Origin of the sequence: Janthinobacterium sp. MP5059B (assembly GCF_001758645.1) — a bacterium.
GTDB lineage: Bacteria > Pseudomonadota > Gammaproteobacteria > Burkholderiales > Burkholderiaceae_D > Janthinobacterium > Janthinobacterium lividum.
On sequence record NZ_LRHX01000016.1, the window covers coordinates 198442 to 215700 of the forward strand.

The window sequence follows — 17259 nt, forward strand, 5'->3', positions numbered from 1 at the left end:
CTTGCAAGGCCAGACCGTTACGCAGGCGTGGAGCGGTGCTCCACGAAACCCCTGCTTCACCCCTGCCTGAAGACTAGGTTGGCAGCGCAAGGAGCCTGCCCATACATGGGCAGGCCGTTACGCAGACGCGGAGCGGTGCTCTGCGAAACCCCTGCTTCACCGCTTCCCGAAAACAGAAGACAAATTTAATGCTGCTTGACTCCATCCGCACCCAGCTCGATTCGCTCTCCAAGTCGGAGAAAAAGGTCGCGCTGGCCGTGCTTGACCAGCCTAACCAGACGGTCAGCCAGAACATCACGGCGCTGGCGAAAAGCGCGCAGGTGTCGGAGCCGACCGTGGTGCGCTTTTGCCGCACCCTGGGCTATGACGGCTGGCATGAATTCAAGCTGAAGCTGGCGCAGGGCCTGGCCCTGGCCATGCCGGGCGCAAACGAACAGCCGGCGCAGGACGACCTGGCGGCCGACCTGGTGAATAAAATCTGCAGCCGCTCGATCAACACCCTGCTCGACCTGCGCAACAACCTGAACCCGGAAGCGATCCAGCGCGCGCTCGACATCCTGTCGCGCGCCAGCAAGATCGAATTCTATGGCCAGGGCACGTCGGGCATCGTGGCGGCCGACGCGCAGCACAAGTTCTTCCGCTCGGGCGTGCCGACGGTGGCCTACAGCGACCCGAACATCCACAGCATCGCGGCGGCCCTGCTGCGCGGCGGCGACTGCCTGGTGGCCATCTCGCAGCGAGGCAACAGCCCCGCCCTGGTCCGCTCCGTGAAACTGGCGCGCCGCGGCGGCGCCGACGTCGTCGTGCTGGCCCCATCAGGCACGCCGCTGGCCGACCTGGCGACCGTGCTGATCCCGATCGACCTGGTCTTCAATACCGACCCCTACACACCGATTTCCGCCCGCCTGGCCTACCTGGTGGTGATCGACGTGCTGGCCGTGGGCCTGGCCCTGCAACGGGGCCCGGAGTTCCGCAAGAAGATGCAGAATGCACAGAAGGCGCTGCAGGAATTCGACATGCAGTTCGATTCCTTCATCGGCTGATTCCATGCCGGCGCCAGCCGGTTGCCTATCCGTCATTCCCTGTGAGGCTTGCGGGGAATGCAATAGAAGGGATTTTCAATTTCTTGTCTGCAAAACTGCCCCCGGCGAAGGCGGTGTCACTTAGGGGAAATTTGCCAAACTCCGCCGGGCCGCACGGGTAGCTCAATGACTTAGCTTGACTTACACCGTCTTCGCTTGCTCCATCGCATCGGCAGATCTGTGATGGGCCACCGCGATACCGCGCTGTTCCTTGTGCAAAACAGGTAGCATGCCCGCATACTGAGCGCCCGACGGCTTGAAGGTATCCGATCCCATGTAAATTGACCGGAAACGCAAGTAGCCACCTCCCAGGAGTCTGTTCTCGCGTCCGCCCTTGTCCGGCTCGATCGCATCCATTTCATTTTCAGTGCCTTTGACAGCTTTGTATCGCAGCAATTGCTCTTTTTCCTTATTGCTCAAGCTATAGGGATTGGGTTTACCAGGGTCGGCATTCGGTCCGTTCTCCCAGTCACGGGCTCGCTCTTCCTGAGCCACAAGCAATTCCAGCGCGTACCACAAGTCGGGAATGTCTTTCCCCAACGGCTTGAACCACGCGCGCGAGTCATGCACGAATTGTTCAAAAAAATTGTTTACTTCCGCGGGTGGTACTGGCTTGTCCCAAAATTCGGCGATAGGTTCCCATTCAGGATTACGGGGCCGCCCTCTACTGCTGGTCGTGCGCTGATTGGCGCGCCATTTTTCAAAGCTCGCAACCTCTTCTTCCAGCTCCTTGTCCGCCATAGTGAGATCAGTAAAATCGAATTTCCCGCTTTTATAGCTTGTTGCCAGATTCTTGACATTCGGTAAATCCCCCATCTTGCCTAGCATTTTCTTGCGCCACTGTATGTACAGCATGTGCTGGAATTCCATGACCCTATGTAGCCGCAATGATGGCTCGGCGCCTTGCTGCGCATGGCAAAAGCCGATATACGCATTGAAAGTGGCTATTGTGCGCGGATCGATGCGAAAGGCCCGCTTCGTCTCTTCACTGGCCTCTTCCAGCTTCAGCGGCACCCCGGCCAGGCGGGCAGCCCGATACATCGTGGCCAACGTAATGCGCGACATCAAGTCGCCTCCGCTTGGATCTGTGCCACGCCCTTGTTCTCGCGGCAAATAGCCGCCCCCGATGTCCGAATGAACGCCAGGAAAAACAATTTCCGTGCAATTAGGGGGAATATTGCCCAGGTGAGCAACGGAGTCCAAGGGAAAAGACCGGCGTACTTCATGCGCCGACACCAGATGCAGGCACTTGCTTGGCCCCGGTGATGTGGGTATTCTGAGCGACACTTCGGCGTCGGCCCAGCCGCCATGTCCATCCACCATCCTGTTCGGGAGGGGCACTGAAGCCGCCAAGCCAACCGAAGCGACGGTATCGAACAGGCCCATAAAGTCGAAGGTCACCTCGATAGTGCCAATACTTAACTGGCGAGCCTTGACGCCCTTGCTAGCGGTCAGTTGCGCATCGAGCTTGCATAACCAGATGAACCAGTTGGCAAACGAGCGCGCTTCGGCCGCGCCACGCGAGAAACCGAACATCGACACGAAGATATTGAGCACCTTGCCTTTATTGACGCTTTTCGCCGGCGCATCGGTTGGCACAAATGGCCGCAAATTGCTGTGCAACTTTTGCAGAGCCTGCGTGAAAGCGTTCACCAGCGCCTCTGAAGGCTGCACTTTGCTGGGCAAACTGAGCGTATTGAAGTCCTTTTTAAAGGACTTATCGTCCACCAGAGGAGCATCGGTATAATATCTGTGCACATTATTGAGTGCTTCCACCAATGCCCAGATGATGCGATTTTCTCCCTTGTAGGCAAAGGCCAGGCCACGCGCACGGTCGCTGGTGAGAGCGCTAAATCCCTCTCCCGTATCACCAACCTCGTCGAAACGTGTTCCCACTCCGGGAACGTAGGTACGAAAGTAACTCTTGTGGTATTTTGCATCCAAGTCCGGCCACGCCTCGCTGCCATGCGTATCTTTATCACCTGGAAATGCATGATACAGGCGCGCCACATTACTATGCGAATGAAAAGCCAGATCCCGTTTCATATTATTATTGGTGCCATCGAAGAAGAAACCGAAAAATAGATTCGCATCGCATGATGGGGGGAATCCCGGGGTGGGGCATTCCCTTTTCCTGACTAAATCACCTAATATTTTTAGTTCTGTCTCATCATCAAAAAACTTAGCTGAATCTGCTGGTTCATTTTTCCCAGCAGAATAAATAGTGGCCAAAAATGCAGTCATGGATGCATTCCCTCAAGGCTCTGGATGAGTTTCTTCTTATACTCAATTACATCCTTTAATTCATCAACTTCAGCAGCCGTCATCTTATGACTATTACGCTCCAATCCTTTTTCCATTGTATCTAACCATTTTTTTTCCAATTCTATTTTTGCCTTACGACGCTCGTCCCGATACTCCTTCGTCGGCACCGGATATCCCTTGATTTTCCCCGGCCACTCCGGCCGGCTCGGTCCGTAATGCGACGCCACAGCTCCCACGCTGCCATCTTCATAGACGATCAGCCAGATATCACCGCCCTTCCCATCCGGATAAGGCGGAATGCTGACCGTCTCGCGATGAAAGGTCGGGTCCGGGGACAACTGATAGACCACCACCACCTTCAAATCCGCATGCCACTTTTCCGGCACGCTGAAACAGCATATCGATCCGCCCTGCCCATATGGACGGATCGAATCGCCACCGCCGCCGCTGTTGGTATTGCCCGGATTTTCAACCGCAATATAATTGACCTCGCGCGAAGAATAATTCAACGCCTGAATACTTGCGGCCATGGCGACACCGGGTAAACATGCGGCCAGCAAGACACCTCGCCACAGCCACTGCCTGAACAAGATAATCATGACTTTGTCTCCACTGATAAGGTCGGCACATCGACAGAGGATTGCTCTGCCATCCATCGTTCAAACAATGAATCTGGCGTTTGTGCCCGAGCAGGTTCTGCGAGCCAGGACGCAAGTTGCGGCCGCGCTTGCAGACCTGGGTTTTCGAGGCCAAATATGCATACGTCCAATCGATCTGGCGGTGTTTCGAGCCGCGCATGATCGGCACAACCCAGCCAATATTCGACCAGGGCATGGGCCTGTTCTGCAGCATGGGACTCTAACAAGCGAGGGCTGGTCGCGCGCACCTGGAACAGGATACCGTCGCCTTCCGCCGCGCGCATCAGTTGAGCGCATTGCTGCTCGCTTAACGATATGCCAACCGCCGCCGGAAGCGCTTCTGCAGGCAAGGTCAAATCACCCCAGTCACCTTTGCGCGTGACATATTGCCAATGGTGTGCCGGCCCGCAAAACTGGCCCAGCTGCTGCACCGTCAAGGTCTTGAAAAGCTGCGGCAAAATGCGGGTATCGGCAAACGACAATGCCACCGTATAGTCTGCCGCATCAACGATGCACCATGGTGCCAAGCGGGCTGCCAGTTGATTCAGCGGCTCCGGCGTGACGATTAAGCTGAGTGCCGGATGACCATTGGTTTTCTCAAGCAGCCGTTCCCAAGTAAAGCGACCTGCATCGCAAAACTCAACCAGCAGCGGAGAAACTGTCAACGTTTCTTCATCAGCACATGGCGTACCTGCAAACAACGCCTCATATTGCAGGTGCCGGGCACGCTTAAGCAATGGATAACACGACTCGTCAAAAACGCCATCGATCAGCGCATAAATATGCGCCTCGGGAAACTGTCGTCGAAACGCCTGCAATCGCGTGTGCAATGACACCTTCCAGTCAGAGGGAAACATATTGATACCCACTTAGTCATGCTCCTCTAACGTTGTTTTGGCTATTCACTCTTCCACCATGGAAAAAGGAGAACCTGATTCGGCGGCGTTAAGCCTGCATCGTTTGCATATGGAACGAGAAAATCTGGGCAATGGATAAGCCAGCCGTGTCGGCCCGACAAAACTCTTCTTGCCTGCAAACACGGTGATCTTGCCAGGACACTGGATGGTGATGTTCCCACCCTCGATGGTGATGTTGGCGCCCCCCGCCGTCGACAGGCGGATGCTTTTTGCCGCCGCCCAGTCGACATGCGCGTTGGCGCTGATGACGTTGACCTCGTCGCGCGCCTGGAGCCGCAAGGTATCGCCTTGCGCCTGTGCGTCGATAATGCCTTGGGCGGCGATCAGCTGCACCCCGGCATCACCCTCCCCGGCCTTGACGGCGCCGCCCAACATGCCGATGACCTGGCCCGTGTGCAGGCGCCACTGGCCGCCGCTGCTCCATTGCGTGTCCTGCCCGCTCATCAGGACGACGCTCTCGCCATTGGCCAGTTGCAGGTCCTGCCCGGCGATCAGGCCCAGGTCAGCCCTGGCGGCAATCGCGATGATGGCGTCCTTGGTGTGCGGCAATTGTTCGTGCATGCCCGCCACGCTGGCCTGCACGGCTTTCAGGGGCGCCGCCTGCTCGTCGAGTTCGCTGGCATTCGGTGCGGTGACGCCCACATGGCTGGCGTAGGCGACCGTTTCGTGCGTTTTGGCGGCAGCACTGAAGGTGTCGCCCAGCATCACTGCCTGCTTCAATAGCGCGATGCCGCCGGCATTGTCACCGGCCGGATCGCGTTGCGACGCGTCGTGCCCGAGCAGATAGCTGGTCACCAGCAAGCCAGCCCTGGCGCGCACCGCGCCATACGCATCGGTGCGCAGCTCGGCGCCGGCGCCGCGCAGGCTGCCACGGTAATTGTCGGCACCGTGGATCAGATGCCCCAGGCTCAGTTCGCTGGCCGCATGGCTGCTTTTCAGCTGGATGCGTCCCTGCTGGTCGGTGTCGTCGAACAGCAGCTGGTTGTAACCGGCCATGCCGCCCGCCTTGCCGAACTCCTTGCTGCGGATGCCCCATTGCGCTGCTCCATTGCGGTGCGCCGCGCTGGCGCCTGCGGCACCATGCCACAAGGGACTGTTGCCGCCCGCCAGGTTGCCCTGGCCCGCTACGGCGTGATCGTGTGCCGGCTGGAAAACACCAGCGTCGTTTTGATCGCGCGCAATACCGCCCGGCGTCGCTACGGTGCCGCCCTCGCCCTGCCCGTTGTACAGCGCGCCGATGATGACGGGACGGTCGATATCGTTTTCCAGGAATTGCACCAACACTTCCTGGCCGATGCGCGGCAGGAACTGGCTGCCCATGCCGCCGCAGGCCGCGCGCTGCGCCACGCGCACCCAGCAGGTCGCGCCAGTCTCCTGCTGCCAGTGGAAACGGATGCGCACCCGGCCCAGCCTGTCGCAGTAAATTTCATCGGCGCCGCTGGCCGCGTCATTGCCATCGGCGCCGACGACGATGGCGCTCTGGCTGCCCAGGGCGGTCGGCGTGGCGTGCTGGCGCGCATCGTTGCTGTCATGCACCGGACGCCACGGCGTGCTTGCGGTGATCATCTCGATGCAGTTGGCGTAACCGCTGGTTTGCGCCTGGGCGATCGCGGCGGCGACATCGGGAAACCCTGCGCCCCACTCTGCCACGGTTTCTTCCAGCAATTCCGGTATCGGGCCGAACAGTTCCGCCAGCCCCTCCAGCGCAGGCGCCGGCAGGTTGTTGACGCCGATGCTGGCCACGCGCAGCACGACATATTCGGACGCGGCACCATCGGCTGGCGTCAATGGTCCCTGCGTCAGGCTAAAGCGCGTGCCGGCGCGCAGGGTGCGCACGGTCGAACGCGCCTGCCACAACTGGGCGCGCGCTTCATGGGCTTGCATCTGCAACTGCGCGTAGCGCTGCGCCTGGGCGGCGCTGGCGTACCAGTACTGGCCCGGTGTGTCGTAGCTTTCCAGCACCGGCGCGTTCTTGCCGCCAAGCGCGATGTTGGCCGGCACGCTGGCGGCCACGGCCTTTTTCGCCTTGTAGTCATAGCTGAGCACGCTGCTCAGGCCCACCTGCAGGCTGCGCCGCGCACTCAAGGCTTGTACGCTGTCGCTAGGCTCGCCGACGCGCGCGCCATGAAAGCGCAGCCCGTCCGCCTGCGCGCTGCTGGCGTCTTCGGGCGTGGCGCAGGGCTGACTGCTATCGGCAAACAGGACCAGTGTGTGCGCCTCGAAGCGCCAGGCGATACCCTCTTCCGTCAGCAGGCGGCGGATAAAATCGAAATCCGATTCGCGGTACTGGCAGCAATAGCTGCGTTCGCCCGCGTCCTGCATGAAAGATGCGACCTCGTCGCTCCAGCGCCACAGCGCATATGGCGCATACGCCTGCAATACCTCGTCGATGATGGCGCTCACGCTCCGATCTTGCCAGACGCGGCTGTTACGCACCTGCGTCAGCAGAAACAACCAAGGCGTGATGCGCAGCCGGTAGCGCGCCAGGCCGCCATTGCTGCCCAGCATGGCCGCTTCGCTGACATAGCCGGAAAACTGCGTGCGCGTGCCGTCCGCCAGGCTGATATGCAGGCTGGCCGGCTGTCCCAGCAGGGACGCCAGCGCAACATGGGCGCTGGTGGACAAGGCGATGATGTCGCGCGCGCCGACCTCCTGCAGCCGTTCGTCGGCGGCAAAGGCTTCGACCAGCAAGCCGCTGTCCTGGCCATCGTCACCGATAGCCAATGCATACAGGCGGGCCGCGCCGTTGAAGGCGGCCACTGCGCTAACGATATCTTGTGTCAAAAGATGCTCTTCATCTGGAGTGTGGCATCGCACATTGCTTATCAGAACAGTGTGCAAAATAAACAAGTCCAGGCAATTATGCGCGAGTTCTCAAAAAAGCAAGATTCAATTGAGCAAGTAGCGCACGGGGAAGACAATAGTCGATGCTTGATGCAACGGATTCGGTACAATACTCCGGCAAGCCCATTCACTCTTTCCCGTGCAGCCATGAACCAACTCGAACAACTGAAGCAATTTACTACCGTGGTGGCCGACACCGGCGACTTCCAATCGATCCAGGCTTACACGCCGCGCGATGCGACGACGAATCCGTCGCTGATCCTGAAGGCCGTGCAAAAGGATGAATACAAGCCGCTGCTGGAAAAGGCCGTGCGCGACCATCCGAACGCCTCCACAGCCGAAATCATCGACCGCCTGCTGATCGCGTTTGGCGTGGAAATCCTGCAAACCATCCCCGGCCGCGTCTCCACCGAAGTCGATGCGCGCCTGTCGTTCGACACGGAAGGTACTGTCGCCAAGGGCCGCGACCTGATCGCCCTGTATTCGAACGCCGGCATTCCACGCGAGCGCGTGCTGATCAAGATCGCTTCCACCTGGGAAGGCATCCGCGCCGCCGCCATCCTGGAAAAGGAAGGCATCCGCTGCAACATGACCCTGCTGTTCTCGCTGGCCCAGGCCATCGCCTGCGCCGAAGCGGGCGCGCAGCTCATTTCTCCGTTCGTCGGCCGCATCTACGACTGGTACAAGAAATCGACGGGTATCGACTACATGGGCGCGGAAGATCCGGGCGTGCAATCGGTCCGCCGCATCTACAACTACTACCGCAAGTTCGGCTACAAGACCGAGGTGATGGGCGCGAGCTTCCGCAACACGTCGCAAATCCTCGAACTGGCCGGCTGCGACCTGCTCACCATCAGCCCCGACCTGCTGCAAAAGCTGGCCGACAGCGATGCGCCGGTGGAGCGCAAGCTGAGCGCCGAAGCGGCGCCATCGACCAACATCGTGCAAATGTCGCTGAACGAGGAAGCCTTCCGCTTCATGATGAATGAAGACGCGATGGCGACGGAAAAACTGGCTGAAGGCATCCGCGCCTTCTGCGTCGATTCCGGCAAGCTGAAACAGATGATCTCGGCACTGCGCTAAGAGCCTATCCCGGTAGGGAGCGTCTTCTGCTGGCAGCACATCAGGAGCGCGGACAAGGCGTGAGGAGGACGCGTGGCGAGCCACGCGACGACGATCAACGCAGTCCCCGCTTCTGAGGCGCGCCAGCGGGGGATGTATTCATCTACCGGGATAGGCTCTAGGCACGACGTACATAAAAAAAGCGGCGCCCGTGCAATGCACGGCGCCGCTTTTTTCATGCCCGCGTGATCAGGAACAGCGGAAGGTGGCCACGCCCTGGTAATTGGCGCCATTGGCCAGCTGCGCCTTGTAAGCGGCGATCAGCAGATAGCGGCCAGCGCCGCCGTCGCCCAGCATCAGCTGCGCGCCCGTGCCATTCGACAGGTAGCCGCCGGTGATGCTGCTCGACGCGGCCGAAGCCATGCTGGTAGCAGCACTCACCTTGCCCGTGCTGCCACCCGCGCTGGCATCGATGGACAGCGCCACCTTGGCGCCGGAAGCATCGAACGATACGCTGGCGGTGCCGCTGGCCGTGCCGAAGTAAGCGGTCGACGAGACGCTGCTGCCGCCCGTATAGCTTGGCGCAGTGAACGCACCGGCATCGCAGGTCAACGTGCCAGTCGCTGGCAGTGCGGCGAGCACGTTATAGGCGACATAATGCGCACTGGCATTATTGCCGGTCAAGGTCGTGGCGCCGGAAATATTGCTGAACGCGCCCTTGAACCAGCGGCCCTGCGCGAAGGCGGCGTCGCCGCTGATGTCACGCGTCACGGACGGATTGCCCGTCAGGACGATGCTGCCGATAGTGCTCAAAGCACCGGAGGCATCCTGCACCAGCGTGCTGGCCTTGCCATTGCTCTGCAAGCCGATCGACGTAAAGACGAAACGGCTGTTGTCGCCATTGACGAAACGGGCGCTGACGGAGCCCGTGTCTTCGCCGGTGGCGGTCGGCGTGACAGGCACCACTGGCGGGGTAACAGGTACTACGGGCGTCACGGGTGGATTCACGGCGACCACCGGGTCAGCTGGGGAGGACGAGCCGCCACCGCCGCAGGCAACGAGAGAGCCAGCGATGAGGGTCAAAACAAAAGCGTGATTCAATTGCATACGATTCCAATAAAAAAGCAGGGCATAAGGAATCCTTGGCACATGCCAAAAATTCAACGTCCAATATTATGCAACATTTCTCAAGAGAATGGTTGCCTTAAAGAAATTTACTAATACTAACAATGTGACTATAACGAGCGCGACTGTTTCGTGACGCCACGCTGGCGGTAAAATAGCTGGCCACAGGCCGTCAACGACTACTCATGCAATCACCGATCACCATCCGCCTGGGCCGCCGCGCCCGGGCGCGCATCGCCGACAACGGCTTGCGCGCGCTTGACGTCGCCATCGTCCCTGCTGCCGCAGGCGGGCCAAAAGGCTTGATCCTGCACCAGCTCGATTGCTGGCTGTTCGGCGACTTCCTGGCCCAGGCGCCGCGCCCGCGCCATTTCATCGGCGCCTCGATCGGCGCCTGGCGCATGGCCGCCGCCGTGTTCCCGGACCCGGTGGCCGCGCAGCGCCGCCTGGTGCGCGAATACGTGGGCCAGCGCTATCCCGACAAGCCCGATGCGGCGCACGTCAGCCGCACCTGCCGCGCCCTGCTCGATGCGGTCCTCGATGGCCAGGATGCGCAGCTGCTGCGGCACGAGCGCCATAGCCTGTCGGTGCTGGCCGTGCGCGGCATCGGCGCGCTGGCGCAGCCGGGCAAATGGCGCGACCGGCGCGGCTTCCTGCTGGCCGCCGCCGGCAATGCCGTGGCACGGGCGCACTTGGCCGCCTCGCTGGAACGCGCGGTGTTCCATGCGGGGCCGGACGGCGCCAGCTGGCTGCGCTCGCGCTTCGACGCCTTTCATTCGCATTTCGTGCCCCTGGCGCAAGAGAACCTGCGCGACGCGCTGCTGGCCTCCGGCTCCATCCCGCTGGTGCTCGACGCCGTGACGGACATCGCCGGCGCGCCGCCCGGGCGCTATTGGGACGGCGGCCTGGTCGACTACCATCTGCACCTGCCTTACCAGCGCGAACCGGACCTGGTGCTGTACCCGCATTTTGCCGACCATATCGTGCCGGGCTGGCTGGACAAGGCCATGCCCTGGCGCCGCGCGCGCAGCGGCGATAGCGCACTCGACAACATGATCCTCGTCTCGCCCTCGCCCGCCTTCGTGGCCAGCTTGCCGAATGGCAAACTGCCGGACCGGCGCGACTTCCCCCATTACGGGCAGGACCACGCGGCGCGCATGCGCGACTGGCGCCGCGCCATCGCGGAAAGCGAGCGCATGGCGGCGGCCTTCGCCCGCTGGGCCGAGCAGCCGGACCTGCGCCAGGCGCTCGACCTGTAGCAAGGGCGAGACTGCAACACGCGCAAAGACAAGCGCGCTTTTCCCTCGCCTATTGGTCACTTATCAGTGCATACTATGTCGCACAGGCAACCTTCAATCCCTCTGCGACAGGAGTTTCGACCATGCACGCCCTCTCCCACCTTCGTATCGGCACGCGCCTGGCTGCAGGCTTCGCGCTGGTGCTGCTGCTGTCCGTGATCTCCACCTCGTACGCGCTGTACAGCGCCCATGTGAATGCCGAAGCAACGCGGCAAATGATGGAAAAACCGCTGGCCAAGGAACGCCTGGTATCGGACTGGTACGTGCTGATCTACTCGGCCATCGCGCGTACCTCGATGATCGCCAAAAGCACGGATGAAACCTTGTCGAGCGTGTTTGCCGACACCATCGCCGACAGCACGAAACAGGGCAGCGAACTGCTGAAGAAGATCGAGGCGCTGCTCGACAGCAATGAAGAAAAAGCCATCTTCAAGTCGTCCATCGCCGAACGCGTCAAGTACCAGGATGCCAAGACCCTGGTAATGAATGCGCGCAAGGCCGGCAACGCGGCGCAGGCGGAAAGCGCCTACCGCGACAGCTTCGCGCCGGCCGCCGCCAAATACCAGAACAACGTCAAGGCCCTGCTGTCGCAGCAGCGCCAGGCCATCGACGCCACGGCGCAAGCGATCGAGGAAGCCAACGGGCGCAGCTTCACCCTGCTGCTGACCTTGTGCGCGCTGGTGGTGGCGCTGGGCAGCGTCTGTGCCTGGCTGATCACGCGCTCGATCACTCAGCCATTGAAGGCCGCCGTGAAGGTGGCTGAAACGGTGGCCGACGGCGACTTGCGCACGCATTTCGGCACGCCCGCCAGCGATGAAATCGGCGACCTGATGCGCGCGCTGCACGGCATGAACGAAGCGCTGCGCAAGGTGGTGTCGGAAGTGCAGACGGGCACCAATGCGATTGCCACGGCCTCCGGCGAAATCGCCGCCGGCAACCAGGATCTGTCGGCGCGCACGGAACAGCAAGCCAGTTCGCTGGAAGAAACGGCGTCGTCGATGGAGGAATTGACCAGCACCGTCAAGCAGAATGCGGACAATGCGCGCCAGGCCAACCAGATGGCGGTGGCCGCTTCCGGCGTGGCCGAACGGGGCGGCAGCATCGTCAGCCAGGTGGTCGACACGATGGGTGCCATCGATACGGCATCGACGAAAATCGTCGACATCATCGGCGTCATCGACGGCATCGCCTTCCAGACGAATATCCTGGCCTTGAACGCGGCCGTCGAAGCGGCGCGCGCCGGCGAGCAGGGGCGCGGCTTTGCCGTCGTCGCCACGGAAGTGCGCAGCCTGGCGCAACGCTCGGCCGCGGCGGCGCGCGAAATCAAGACCCTGATCGGCGACTCGGTGGAACAGGTCAACAATGGCACGCGGCTGGTACATCAGGCCGGCAGCACCATGAACGAAGTGGTCGACAGCGTACGCCGCGTCACCGACATCATGGCCGAGATCACCGCCGCCAGCGCCGAGCAGAGCATGGGCATCGACCAGGTCAACCAGGCCATCGCGCAGATGGACCAGGTGACGCAGCAAAATGCGGCCCTGGTGGAGGAAGCGGCGGCAGCGGCCGAAAGCATGCAGGACCAGGCCGCGCGCCTGGCGCAGGTGGCGGCCGGCTTCCAGCTCGAACACATGGCGACAAAGGCGCCGGTACGCAGCGCGCGGCCGGCACCCACCCAGCAGGCCAAGCCGGCGGCCAGGAGTGCCGCCAAGCAGCCAGCCATCGCGGCCAGGAGCGCGCCTGCTGCGCGCAAGCCCCAGGCGCAGGTGGCTGGCGAGCAGGATTGGGAAGAGTTTTAAGACTGGCAACAGGGCCAGTCAAAAGGGTTTGACAGCGCCGTGGCGCGCGAGGATACTTGTTTCAGGTGGCAGGGTGCACCACCGGCAGCAATACGTGTTGCGCCTGACATCGTTCTGCGGGAGCACGAACATGAAATGTATCCGCCGCGTCAGCGCACAACTGCGCCTGGGCCTCCTGTCCCCCTTGCTGCTGTGTGCAGCCCTTGCCGGCTGCGCCACGGCACCCGCCACCCCGCCTCCGCCCGACCTTTTCAACGATGCCAGCTTTGCCGCGCCGGCCGTGCCGGTCGACCCGCGGCAGGCGTTTGCCATGAGCGACGCCATGCGGCAGTACGTGCGCGTCGATATCGCGCGCGAGGGGCGCAGCAAGAATCCCCGCCGCGCGCTGGCCGATGCCCTGCGCAACAGGGCCGGGCTGCAGCTTGAATATGATGCCGCCATGACGCGCACGGCGGCACAGGCGTTCGATGCGCGCAGCGGCAATTGCCTGTCACTGGTGCTGATGACGGCCGCGCTGGCCAAGGAAATGGGACTCAATGTGCACTACCAGCTGGTTCTGGGAGAAGAGAGCTGGAGCCGCAGCGGCGGCATGTATTTCGTCGCCGGCCACGTCAACCTCGCGCTGGAACGCCGTGCCGCCGGCAATACCGTCGGCTACGAGGCCGACGCCATCATGCTCATCGACTTCCTGCCTGGCGAAGACCTTGCAGGCCAGCGCACGCTGCAAATCAGCGAGGCGACCATCCTGGCCATGTACCTCAACAATCGCGCCGCCGAAACCATGGCCAGCGGCGAGCTCGATCAAGCCTACTGGTATGCGCGCGCCGCCATCCTGCAAGATCCCACGTTTGCGGGCGCCTTCAATACGCTGGGCATCATCCAGCTGCGCCACGGCGACATCGAGCCGGCGCGGCGCACGCTCGCTTACGCACTGGAACGCTCGCCATCGAATACCGTGCTGCTGTCGAACCTGGCGCAGGCACTCGACGGCCTGGGACGCGCGAACGAAGCGCAGCTGCTACGGCGCAAATTGCTGGCCTTGCAGCCGGAACCTCCGTTCCACTTCTTCAACCTGGGCCAGCGCGCCATGGAAATGGCCGACTACCAGGAAGCGGCGCGCCTGTTCAAGCGCGAGATCGCGCGCGATCCCTACTACCATGAATTCCACTTCTGGCTGGCGCAGGCGTATGCGCGCATGGGACAACTCTCGCAGGCGGGCCGGCAGCTGGAACTGGCGATGGACAACAGCACCACGCGCAGCGAGCACGGGCTGTACGCGGCCAAGCTGCAGCGCCTGCGCGCCGCCACCGCGCACTAGCGCATCAGACCGCGTCAGTCTTCCAGGAACATCTGCTGCAGGTCGTTCAGGAAGCACAACCCCCGCTCCGTCGGGCGGATGACCTGGTGGTCGCGGTACAGCAAGCCTTTCGTTTCGGCCGCGTTCAGCGGCTGCTCGATGGCGTTGATGGCCAGGCCCGTGCGCTCGGCGAACAGGTTCGGTGTAAAGCCCTGCGTCAGGCGCAGGGTATTCAACATGAACTCGAAACCCATTTCCTCGCGCGCCAGCTCGCGCTCTTCCTGCACCGGCTTACCGGCCAGTACCGCGTCCATGTAGGCGCGCGGCTGCTTGTAGCGGGCCTGGCGCAGCACGCGGTGCGGGAACGAAATCTTCGAGTGGGCGCCCGCGCCGATGCCCAGGTAGTCGCCGAATTCCCAGTAATTGCGGTTGTGCTTGGCCTGGCGGCCCGGCTGCGCATAGGCCGACACTTCGTAGCGGCCGTAACCGGCCTGCGCGGCGCGCGCGGCCACCATGTCGGCGATATCGGCGCTCTCGTCGTCGTCCGGCAGCACGGGCGGATACTTGGCGAACAGCGTATTGGGTTCGAGCGTCAGGTGGTACAGCGACAAGTGCGGCGGCGCGAACGACAGCGCCGTTTCCAGGTCCTGCTGCGCCTCGGCCAGGGTTTGCGTGGGCAGCGCGTACATCAGGTCGAGGTTGAAATTGTCGAAATTGGCGTGCGCGATGTCCACCGCGCGGCGCGCCTCGTTGTCGTCGTGGATACGCCCCAGCGCCTGCAGGTGGCGGCCATTGAAGCTCTGGATGCCGATCGACAGGCGGTTGATGCCGCTGGCCCGGTAGGACTTGAATTTTTCCGCCTCAAAGGTACCCGGATTGGCTTCCATGGTGATTTCGCAGTCGGGTTCCAATGGCAGCAAGGTGCGCACGTCCGACATCAGCCGGTCCAGGCCCGCCGCCGACATCAGGCTGGGCGTGCCGCCGCCGATGAAGATGGTGTGGATCTTGCGGCCCCAGATCAGCGGCAGCGCCATTTCCAGGTCCAACCGCAGGGCCGCCAGGTATTCCCCTTCCGGCAAGTCGCCGCGCACCTCGTGCGAATTGAAATCGCAGTACGGGCATTTTTTCACGCACCACGGGAAATGGATGTACAGCGACAGCGGCGGCAGTGCCGTCAGGTTCAGCGCGCCCGGCTGCAGGTATTTCAGGGCCGCCCCGGCCGCGCCGGAAATGCCTTCCTGCGGCGCGGGCGAGGCTCCGGGTTTCGCTGCGGATTTGGCAACGGCGCCCACCAGTTTGATCGGGATCATCGCAGTTTTTCCACCAGCGCGCGCAGGGCCTGGCCACGGTGCGACAGCGCGTTCTTTTCATCGGACGTCAATTCGGCCGCGCACTTGCCCAGCGCGGGGAGGAAGAAATGCGGATCGTAGCCGAAGCCGCCGTTGCCGCGCGGCGTAGCAATCATCTCGCCATTCCAGCGGCCGTCGGCGATCACCGGCTGCGGGTCGTCCGCATGGCGCACGTACACCAGCACGCAGTAGTAGTACGCGGACTTGTCGGCATGCGCTTCCAGGTCGGCGATCAGCTTGGCGCTGTTGGCCGCATCCGATTTCGGCTCGCCCGCATAGCGGGCCGAATACACGCCCGGCGCGCCACCGAGCGCATTGACGCATACGCCCGAATCGTCGGCCAGCGCCGGCAAGCCCGTCAGGCGCGACGCATGGCGCGCCTTTTGCAGGGCGTTTTCAACGAAGGTGTGGAATGGTTCGTCGCTTTCCGGCACGGCGTACTCGCCCTGGGCGTGGACGGAAAAACCGATGGTCGAGAGCAGCTCGTTGAATTCCTTGAGCTTGCCGGCGTTGTTGGAGGCGAGGATGAGGCGTTGGGTCATGTCAGTAGTCCGGTTGAAGTGCCGACATTGTAAACCTTTTGCGCTCCCCTCACCCTGGCCTGCCGCTGCCGCAAAAAGCGGCAGCTGTGGGTTTCTTGCCCGGCGTGGCGGGCAACAGGATGTAAATCTATGTAAAGATCAGATCCCCAATGCCTGCTTCTGCAGGGCGATGAGGTCGGCGATGCCGCCCTGCGCCAGGTCCAGCAAGCGGTTCATGCCGGCGCGGTCGAACGCGGCGCCTTCGGCCGTGCCCTGCACTTCGATGAAGTGGCCCGCTTCCGTCATGACCACGTTCATGTCCGTGTCGCAGCCCGAGTCTTCCACGTAGTCCAGGTCCAGCACCGGCATGCCCTGGTAGACGCCGACCGAGATGGCGGCGACAAAGCTTTTCACGGGAATGGCGGCAATCGCGCCGCGTGCCTGCAACTGGGAAAACGCGTCATACGCGGCCACCATGGCGCCCGTGATCGAGGCCGTGCGGGTGCCGCCATCGGCCTGGATGACGTCGCAATCGAGGTGCAGGGTGCGTTCGCCGAACGCCTGCAAATCAAAGGCGGCGCGCAGCGAGCGGCCGATCAGGCGCTGGATTTCCTGCGTGCGGCCGGACTGCTTGCCGCGCGCCGCTTCGCGGTCCATGCGCGTGTGCGTCGAGCGCGGCAGCATGCCGTACTCGGCCGTCAACCAGCCCTGGCCCTTGCCTTTCAGGAAACCCGGCACCTTGTCTTCGATGCTGGCGGTGCAGATGACCTTGGTGTCGCCGCACTCGATCAGCACCGAGCCTTCGGCATGCTTGGTGTACTGGCGGGTGATGCGGATGGCGCGCAGCGCGTCGACGGCGCGGCCGCTCGGGCGGGATTCAAATGTCATGGGATGTCCTGTGTGATTGGGGTTGCGGCAGCGATTTTACCACCGCGCGCCCGTCTATTTGCAGTCATGCAACAGCGCAAGACGCAATGGCAGGCGGCGCACACATGATCCCTACAATCCTGCCCCGCCAAACACAATTTTCTTTACAATGCCGTAAAACGCACACTATTCAGC

Annotated in this window: 13 protein-coding genes; 5 read left to right on the forward strand and 8 right to left on the reverse strand. The window is 62.2% G+C overall.

Annotated elements, in window-relative coordinates; translation table 11 throughout:
- Positions 1–188: 188 nt before the first annotated feature.
- Positions 189–1043, forward strand: coding sequence for an SIS domain-containing protein (locus JAB1_RS17945; RefSeq protein ID WP_034750862.1), 855 nt, complete (start codon positions 189–191; stop codon positions 1041–1043).
- Positions 1044–1223: 180 nt separating this feature from the next.
- On the opposite strand, the gene JAB1_RS17950 is transcribed toward JAB1_RS17945, so the two are convergent.
- The 4 genes from JAB1_RS17950 to JAB1_RS17965 are packed head-to-tail and all read right to left on the reverse strand — an operon-like array spanning position 1224 to position 7686.
- The gene (locus JAB1_RS17950; RefSeq protein WP_083299807.1) at positions 1224–3326 is read right to left on the reverse strand and encodes a DUF2235 domain-containing protein; all 2103 of its coding nucleotides are present in this window, start codon (positions 3324–3326) and stop codon (positions 1224–1226) included.
- Positions 3323–3946, reverse strand: coding sequence for a DUF3304 domain-containing protein (locus tag JAB1_RS17955; RefSeq protein WP_071653373.1), 624 nt, complete (start codon positions 3944–3946; stop codon positions 3323–3325). Before JAB1_RS17955 ends, JAB1_RS17950 begins: the two co-directional genes overlap by 4 nt.
- On the reverse strand, positions 3943–4854 hold the full coding sequence (locus tag JAB1_RS28875) for a DUF4123 domain-containing protein (protein WP_139144599.1): 912 nt from the start codon (positions 4852–4854) through the stop codon (positions 3943–3945). Before JAB1_RS28875 ends, JAB1_RS17955 begins: the two co-directional genes overlap by 4 nt.
- A gap of 33 nt (positions 4855–4887) precedes the next feature.
- Entirely contained in the window at positions 4888–7686 is a 2799-nt protein-coding gene (locus JAB1_RS17965) for a type VI secretion system Vgr family protein (protein ID WP_070281279.1), read from the reverse strand.
- Positions 7687–7893: 207 nt separating this feature from the next.
- Here JAB1_RS17965 and tal point away from each other — a divergent pair, with 207 nt between their 5' ends.
- Positions 7894–8829 carry a transaldolase gene (tal, locus tag JAB1_RS17970; protein ID WP_034787048.1) on the forward strand — a complete coding sequence of 312 codons (936 nt, stop codon included), beginning with the start codon at positions 7894–7896 and terminating at the stop codon, positions 8827–8829.
- Positions 8830–9057: 228 nt separating this feature from the next.
- Here the strand turns inward: tal and JAB1_RS17975 are convergent, their stop codons facing one another.
- A complete protein-coding gene (locus JAB1_RS17975; RefSeq protein WP_139144600.1) occupies positions 9058–9915 on the reverse strand; it encodes a hypothetical protein in 858 nt (285 codons plus the stop codon).
- A 203-nt stretch (positions 9916–10118) separates the two neighbouring features.
- On the opposite strand from JAB1_RS17975, the gene JAB1_RS17980 reads away from it, so the two are divergent.
- The 3 genes from JAB1_RS17980 to JAB1_RS17990 all read left to right on the forward strand — a co-directional run bounded on the left by JAB1_RS17980 (position 10119) and on the right by JAB1_RS17990 (position 14348).
- Positions 10119–11192, forward strand: coding sequence for a patatin-like phospholipase family protein (locus tag JAB1_RS17980; protein ID WP_034787055.1), 1074 nt, complete (start codon positions 10119–10121; stop codon positions 11190–11192).
- A 122-nt stretch (positions 11193–11314) separates the two neighbouring features.
- Complete coding sequence (locus tag JAB1_RS17985) at positions 11315–13030, forward strand: methyl-accepting chemotaxis protein (protein WP_070281281.1); 1716 nt, start codon at positions 11315–11317, stop codon at positions 13028–13030.
- Between the two features lie 130 nt (positions 13031–13160).
- The gene (locus tag JAB1_RS17990; protein ID WP_070281843.1) at positions 13161–14348 is read left to right on the forward strand and encodes a tetratricopeptide repeat protein; all 1188 of its coding nucleotides are present in this window, start codon (positions 13161–13163) and stop codon (positions 14346–14348) included.
- Between the two features lie 14 nt (positions 14349–14362).
- Here JAB1_RS17990 and hemW read toward each other — a convergent pair whose 3' ends face one another.
- The 3 genes from hemW to rph all read right to left on the reverse strand — a co-directional run bounded on the left by hemW (position 14363) and on the right by rph (position 17085).
- Positions 14363–15637: a radical SAM family heme chaperone HemW gene (gene hemW / locus JAB1_RS17995; RefSeq protein ID WP_070281282.1), complete on the reverse strand. Its 1275-nt coding sequence runs from the start codon at positions 15635–15637 to the stop codon at positions 14363–14365.
- Positions 15634–16218 (reverse strand): RdgB/HAM1 family non-canonical purine NTP pyrophosphatase, encoded by a 585-nt coding sequence (rdgB, locus tag JAB1_RS18000; RefSeq protein WP_070281283.1) that lies wholly within the window; start codon positions 16216–16218, stop codon positions 15634–15636. Before rdgB ends, hemW begins: the two co-directional genes overlap by 4 nt.
- A 138-nt stretch (positions 16219–16356) precedes the next feature.
- A complete protein-coding gene (gene rph, locus JAB1_RS18005; protein ID WP_034787067.1) occupies positions 16357–17085 on the reverse strand; it encodes a ribonuclease PH in 729 nt (242 codons plus the stop codon).
- Positions 17086–17259: the final 174 nt, after the last annotated feature.

Bases quoted from the DNA above. Each gene is read 5' to 3' on its own strand.
- JAB1_RS17945 (WP_034750862.1), top strand. From the start codon at position 189: ATGCTGCTTGACTCCATCCGCACCCAGCTCGATTCGCTCTCCAAGTCG.
- tal (WP_034787048.1), top strand. From the start codon at position 7,894: ATGAACCAACTCGAACAACTGAAGCAATTTACTACCGTGGTGGCCGAC.
- rph (WP_034787067.1), bottom strand. From the start codon at position 17,085: ATGACATTTGAATCCCGCCCGAGCGGCCGCGCCGTCGACGCGCTGCGC.
- hemW (WP_070281282.1), bottom strand. From the start codon at position 15,637: ATGATCCCGATCAAACTGGTGGGCGCCGTTGCCAAATCCGCAGCGAAA.
- rdgB (WP_070281283.1), bottom strand. From the start codon at position 16,218: ATGACCCAACGCCTCATCCTCGCCTCCAACAACGCCGGCAAGCTCAAG.
- JAB1_RS17980 (WP_034787055.1), top strand. From the start codon at position 10,119: ATGCAATCACCGATCACCATCCGCCTGGGCCGCCGCGCCCGGGCGCGC.
- JAB1_RS17955 (WP_071653373.1), bottom strand. From the start codon at position 3,946: ATGATTATCTTGTTCAGGCAGTGGCTGTGGCGAGGTGTCTTGCTGGCC.
- JAB1_RS17950 (WP_083299807.1), bottom strand. From the start codon at position 3,326: ATGACTGCATTTTTGGCCACTATTTATTCTGCTGGGAAAAATGAACCA.
- JAB1_RS17990 (WP_070281843.1), top strand. From the start codon at position 13,161: ATGAAATGTATCCGCCGCGTCAGCGCACAACTGCGCCTGGGCCTCCTG.
- JAB1_RS17975 (WP_139144600.1), bottom strand. From the start codon at position 9,915: ATGCAATTGAATCACGCTTTTGTTTTGACCCTCATCGCTGGCTCTCTC.
- JAB1_RS17985 (WP_070281281.1), top strand. From the start codon at position 11,315: ATGCACGCCCTCTCCCACCTTCGTATCGGCACGCGCCTGGCTGCAGGC.